The organism is Bradyrhizobium sp. P2_E8, assembly GCF_056403875.1.
The window spans coordinates 1-5,283 of the sequence record NZ_JBFUES010000514.1 but is presented as its reverse complement, the minus strand read 5'-3'; the positions used below and the strand labels follow the sequence as shown (position 1 = coordinate 5,283).

The 5,283-nt window shown below is 65.2% G+C and carries 8 protein-coding genes; 5 read left to right on the top strand and 3 right to left on the bottom strand.

The genetic code is table 11. From position 1 onward, the window contains the following. On the top strand, positions 1–468 hold a 468-nt coding region (locus AC1D00_RS25180), incomplete at its 5' end, for a GGDEF domain-containing protein (RefSeq protein ID WP_477012510.1). A gap of 23 nt (positions 469–491) precedes the next feature. Here the strand turns inward: AC1D00_RS25180 and AC1D00_RS25175 are convergent. Together AC1D00_RS25175 and trhO are read right to left on the bottom strand one after the other, a co-directional pair. Beyond that, the gene (locus AC1D00_RS25175) at positions 492–710 is read right to left on the bottom strand and encodes a SlyX family protein (RefSeq protein WP_477012509.1); all 219 of its coding nucleotides are present in this window, start codon (positions 708–710) and stop codon (positions 492–494) included. Continuing rightward, entirely contained in the window at positions 700–1,467 is a 768-nt protein-coding gene (gene trhO, locus AC1D00_RS25170) for an oxygen-dependent tRNA uridine(34) hydroxylase TrhO (protein ID WP_477012508.1), read from the bottom strand. The genes AC1D00_RS25175 and trhO overlap by 11 nt, the downstream gene beginning before the upstream one ends. Positions 1,468–1,676: 209 nt before the next feature. On the opposite strand from trhO, the gene ggt reads away from it, so the two are divergent. Next, positions 1,677–3,263: a gamma-glutamyltransferase gene (ggt, locus tag AC1D00_RS25165; RefSeq protein ID WP_477012507.1), complete on the top strand. Its 1,587-nt coding sequence runs from the start codon at positions 1,677–1,679 to the stop codon at positions 3,261–3,263. A gap of 85 nt (positions 3,264–3,348) precedes the next feature. Then, positions 3,349–3,813: an FKBP-type peptidyl-prolyl cis-trans isomerase gene (locus AC1D00_RS25160; protein ID WP_477012506.1), complete on the top strand. Its 465-nt coding sequence runs from the start codon at positions 3,349–3,351 to the stop codon at positions 3,811–3,813. Positions 3,814–3,953: 140 nt separating this feature from the next. On the opposite strand, the gene AC1D00_RS25155 is transcribed toward AC1D00_RS25160, so the two are convergent. Further along, complete coding sequence (locus AC1D00_RS25155) at positions 3,954–4,172, bottom strand: CsbD family protein (RefSeq protein WP_135177940.1); 219 nt, start codon at positions 4,170–4,172, stop codon at positions 3,954–3,956. Between the two features lie 126 nt (positions 4,173–4,298). Between AC1D00_RS25155 and AC1D00_RS25150 the strand changes: the two genes are divergently transcribed. Then, positions 4,299–4,811: a cupin domain-containing protein gene (locus AC1D00_RS25150; protein WP_011085194.1), complete on the top strand. Its 513-nt coding sequence runs from the start codon at positions 4,299–4,301 to the stop codon at positions 4,809–4,811. Positions 4,812–4,941: 130 nt separating this feature from the next. Beyond that, a partial coding sequence (locus tag AC1D00_RS25145; protein ID WP_477012505.1) for a VOC family protein occupies positions 4,942–5,283 on the top strand: 342 nt, incomplete at its 3' end.

The following is a 5,283-nucleotide window of genomic DNA, read 5'->3' as shown; positions in this document are numbered from 1 at the left end:
TATCGCGACCGCTCCAGCCTCGCCTTGCTCATGATCGACGTCGACCATTTCAAGGCCTACAACGACGAATACGGCCATCCCGCGGGCGATGCCTGCCTGCGCGTGGTCGCAAGCATCCTCGCGGCCGAGATGCACCGCGCCGGCGATCTGGCGGCGCGCTACGGCGGCGAGGAATTCGCCATGCTGCTCCCCAATACCGATGCGGCCGGCTGCGCCCGGATCGGCGAGCGGATCCGCGAGGCCATTCACCAGGCGGGCCTGGTCCACGCCTCGAGCCCGATCTCGGTATCTGTGACCGTCTCGCTTGGCGGCGCGACCTGCCGGCCGGCGTTCGAGCGCACCGCAGGGTCCGCTTCACTCGTCGAGGCCGCCGATCGTGCGCTCTACGCCGCCAAGGATACGGGCCGTGACCGCCTGATGATGTCGGGCGAGGTCGTGAACCTGCTGCCCAAAGCGTCCGGTCAGTAAAGGCCGTCCAGCAGTAACATCGCTCAATAATGCGGCGGGCGCTCGTTGGCAGGTCCCGGCGCATTCGTATCGGCCTCCTGCAGCCGCTCGTTGAGCTGTGCGATCTGCCGGGTCAGCGCGTCGATCTGCTTCCACTGCGCGGTGATGGTCTGGTTCAGCGTCTCGATCGTATCGTCCTGATAGGCGAGGCGCGTCTCCAGCCTGTCGATGCGTTCGCTCAGCGTCTTGATCTCATTCGTCACGTGTCGCGTCCTTGTCCCGTTCCCGCAGGCCAAGTTCCTGCAAACCATGGCCGAGCGCGACGCGCTCGTCGAACACGAAGCATTCGCCGCGCCAGCGGCTCTGCGCCTCCGGCACTTCCTCCAGATATTTCAGGATGCCGCCCTTGAGGTGATAGACCTCGGCAAAGCCGCGCGCGAGCAGGTGCGCGCTCGCCTTCTCGCAGCGGATGCCTCCGGTGCAGAACATCGCGATCCTGCGGTGTTTTGCCGGATCGAGCTGTTCGGCGGCAAAATCCTTGAACTGCCCAAAGCTCTTGATACCGGGATCGACCGCACCCTCGAACGTGCCCATCGCCACCTCGAAGGCGTTGCGGGTGTCCAGCACCAGCGTGTCCGGCGCTGCGATCAGCGCGTTCCAGGCGGCGGCATCGACATAGGTGCCGACCTGGCGCGTCGGATCGGCAGCGGCGTCCCCGAGCGTGACGATCTCCTTCTTCAGCCGCACCTTGAGCCGGCCGAACGGCATTGTCTCGGCGGTCGAGAATTTCAGTTCGAGATTGTCCAGCCGGCCGCCGAACAGGGCGCCGTGCGCAAGCTCATGGACAAGGGCGTCGATCGCCTCCGGCGCTCCCGCAACCGTGCCGTTGATGCCCTCCTGCGCCAGCAGCACGCTGCCCTTCAGCGCCAGGCCAGCGCAGAACGCGCGCAGCGGCTCGCGCAGCGCGCGGTAATCGGGCAGGGCGGCGAATTGGTAGAAGGCGGCGACCTTGTGGATCATGGCGGCTCGTTTAGCAGGCGGCCGCCGCCCAGAAAACCCGCATGGCCCCGGACGGCAAAAGGTCTATACGCCCAGCGGATGGCAGCCATTTCGCTGGTATGCCAGCATTGCCCCGGCGGGCCGGAATGTGTCATGTAGGCCCGGTTTTTCCGAGACGGCGCGCCCTCCGCGCCGACGGCCCAAGAGAGCCCTGAGAGAGCAAAACTTCGATGAGAAACTTCCATTTCCCCGGCAGGTCCACGGTCCACGCCACCAACGCGATGGTCGCGACCTCGCATCCGCAGGCCTCGCTGGCCGCGATCGAGGTGCTGCGCGAGGGCGGCACGGCGGTGGACGCGGCGGTGGCCGGCTCGGCCGTGCTCAGCGTGATCGAGCCGCAATCGACCGGCATCGGCGGAGACTGTTTCGCGCTGATCCAGCCGCGCGGCGAGGGCAAGATCATCGCCTATAACGGCTCCGGCCGGGCGCCGAAGGCTGCGAATGCCGACTGGTATCTCGAGCGCAAGATCAATTCTGTGCCGCTGACCTCGGCGCATGCGGTCTCGATCCCCGGCGTGATCGACGCCTTCGCGACCGTGCTGCGCGATCACGGCAAGTTCGGCTTCGACYGCCTGCTCCAGCCCGCGATCAAGGCGGCCGAAGAGGGCTACGTCGTCGCCCCGCGCATCGCCTTCGACTGGAAGAACCAGTTCGAGAAACTGAAGGGTGGCACCAACACCGTGCGTTACCTGTTGCCGGGCGGCAAGCCGCCGGTGGCCGGCGACGTCATCCGCCAGGCCGAGCTCGGCAAGACGCTGCGGGCGATCGCCAAGGACGGCCGCGATGCCTTCTACAAGGGCGCGATCGCGGAGGACATGGTCGAGACCCTGCGCGGCATCGGAGGCCTGCACACGCTCGACGATTTCGCCGCGCACACCACCGAGACGACGACGCCGATCGGCACGATGTACAAGGGTCACGACGTCTGGCAGTGCCCGCCGAACGGCCCGGGCGTCACCGCACTGCTGATGCTCAACATCCTGTCGCGCTTCGACCTGACCAAGTACGCGCCGCTCAGCGTCGAGCGCTTCCATCTCGAGGCCGAAGCCGCCCGCATCGCCTACATGAACCGCGAGATGCATGTCGCCTCTCCCGAGCACATGAAGATCAACGTCGCTGAGATGCTCGAAAAGGGCTTTGCCGACGAGTACATCAGCAAGATCCGCATGGACGGCATGCTCGACCTGCCGAACGTCGCGCCGCCGATGAACCCCTCGACCATCTACATCACGGTCGTGGACAAGGACCGCAACGTCTGCTCGTTCATCAATTCGGTCGCGCATTCCTTCGGCTCGGCGATCGTCTCGAACAAGACCGGCGTCTTGTTCCAGAACCGTGCCGGTGGCTTCCGCATCCAGCCGGGCCATCCGAACTGCATCGAGGGCGGCAAGCGCCCGCTGCACACGATCATGCCGGGCCTGCTCACCAAGGGCGGCCGTTCCACGATGTCGTTTGCGGTGATGGGCGGCCAGTACCAGCCGACCGGCCAGACCCATCTCCTGACCAACATCCTCGACTATGGCTGCGACGTGCAGGAGGCGATCGACATGCCGCGCGGCCTGCACTACGAGGGCCAGTACCAGCTCGAGGACAGCGTGCCGGCTGACATCGTCGAAGGCCTGAAGAAGCTAGGGCACAAGACCACGAGCGTGGTCGGCCCGCTCGGCGGCGCCCAGGCGATCTGGATCGACTGGGACAAGGGCACGCTCACCGGCGGTTCCGACCCGCGCAAGGACGGCTGCGCGCTCGGCTACTGAGCGAGGCCCAGAGCTGCAAACGTTACGGCTGGAAACCGCACCCGCGTTGCGCTAGACACCTCCCGCCTCAAACGGAAGGTGTCTCATGCAGCGTGTCCAGCGCGTGCTCCTCGCCATCATGTCGGCACTCGCGATCACTGTGATCGTCAGCGTGTCCGATTTCGTTTCCACCACGGCCTCGGCCCAGACCGCAGGAAAGACCATGACCACAGCTTCAGGCTTGCAAATCATCGACACCGCCGTCGGCACCGGCGCCTCGCCGCAGCCCGGCCAGATCTGCGTGATGCACTATACCGGCTGGCTCTATGAAAACGGCCAGAAGGGCAAGAAATTCGACTCCTCGGTCGATCGCAAGGAGCCGTTCGAGTTTCCGATCGGCAAGGGCCGCGTGATTGCCGGCTGGGACGAGGGCGTCGCCTCGATGAAGGTCGGCGGCAAGCGCACGCTGATCATTCCGCCGCAGCTCGGCTACGGCGCGCGCGGCGCCGGCGGCGTGATTCCGCCGAACGCGACGCTGATGTTCGATGTGGAACTGCTCGCGGTGAAATAATCTACACCGTCATTCCGGGATGGTCCGAAGCGACCAGACCCGGAATCTCGAGATTCCGGGTTCGCTTCGCGCCCCGGAATGACGGCACAAACAAAAAGACCGGCCCTGCGGCCGGTCTTTTGCTTTCAGCCTGACGCGCGTCACTCTGCCGCGCGCCTTGCCGCAGCCGCGGCGCGATCGATCGCTTCCTTCGCGGCGTCCTTGGCATCGCCCATGGCCTGCTGGCCCTTGCCCTTCACTTCCTGGACCACGCCTTCGCCCTTCAGGCGTTCGGAACCGGTGGCCTCGCCGATGCCCTGCTTGGCCTTGCCGATCGCCTCGTTGGCGTTGCCTTTGATCTTGTCGGTCGTGCTACCCATGAAACTCTCCTTCCAGTTCTATCGCGGGGACAACACGGGGCGACTGCGAGCGTTCCTTTTTTGGTATGGCTTGATGCCGAGGCATTGGTTAGTTTGCCGCGCACGGAACCAACAGAAAGCAAGATCATGACGGGCCATGACCACACGCATTCCCACCATGCACACGATCATGACGATCGCTGGAAACATGACGGCGTGCGCGTCATTCCCGGCAATCAGCTCGATACCAACGTGCCGTCGACCGCCGGCATGGACCGCGCGGCCGCCATCAACTTCGCCCGCGTCGGCGCGCAGAAATTGTGGGCGGGCACGGTCAGCATCAAGCCCGACGCCAAGACCGGTGCGCATCACCACGGCCATCTCGAAAGCGTCATCTATGTGGTGAAGGGCAAGGCGCGGATGCGCTGGGGCGAGAGCCTGCAATTCACCGCGGAGGCCGGCCCCGGCGATTTCATCTTCGTCCCGCCTTATGTGCCGCATCAGGAGATCAACGCCAGCCCGGACGAGGTGCTGGAATGCGTGCTGGTGCGCAGCGACGGCGAGGCGGTGGCGATCAACCTCGACATCGAGCCGGTCGAGAAGCCCGAGACGGTGCTGTGGATCGATCCGGTGCACCGGGACCCGAACGAGAAGAAGTAAGGCCGGCCCGGGCCTGCCGGTTCTGTGCGACAGAACCACGGCAGGCGGGCCTGAAAAAATATCCGGAAGCCGTGTCGGATGGCCGTCTGCCCGTCCGTCCTTGGGCAGAACCCCGCCCAAGGAGCTTCCGATGCCCAAGATGATCTTCGTCAACCTGCCGGTGACCGACCTCAAGCGCGCCACGGCCTTTTATGAGGCGGTCGGCGCGGTCAGGAACCCGCAGTTCTGCGACGATACGGCGAGCTGCATGGTCTTCTCCGAGAGCATTTTCGCCATGCTCCTGACTCACGACAAATTCCGCCAGTTCACACCCAAGCCGATCGCGGATGCGAAGACCTCGAACCAGGTGCTGCTCTGCCTGTCGGCMGACAGCCGTGACGAAGTCGATGACATCGTCAGCAAGGCCGAGGCTGCCGGCGGGGTGGCCGATCCCAGCCCGAAGGATGAGTACAGCTTCATGTACGGCCGCAGC

Bases quoted from the DNA above. Each gene is read 5' to 3' on its own strand.
- AC1D00_RS25155 (WP_135177940.1), bottom strand. From the start codon at position 4,172: ATGGGTAGCACGACCGACAAGATCAAAGGCAACGCCAACGAGGCGATC.
- AC1D00_RS25160 (WP_477012506.1), top strand. From the start codon at position 3,349: ATGCAGCGTGTCCAGCGCGTGCTCCTCGCCATCATGTCGGCACTCGCG.
- trhO (WP_477012508.1), bottom strand. From the start codon at position 1,467: ATGATCCACAAGGTCGCCGCCTTCTACCAATTCGCCGCCCTGCCCGAT.
- AC1D00_RS25150 (WP_011085194.1), top strand. From the start codon at position 4,299: ATGACGGGCCATGACCACACGCATTCCCACCATGCACACGATCATGAC.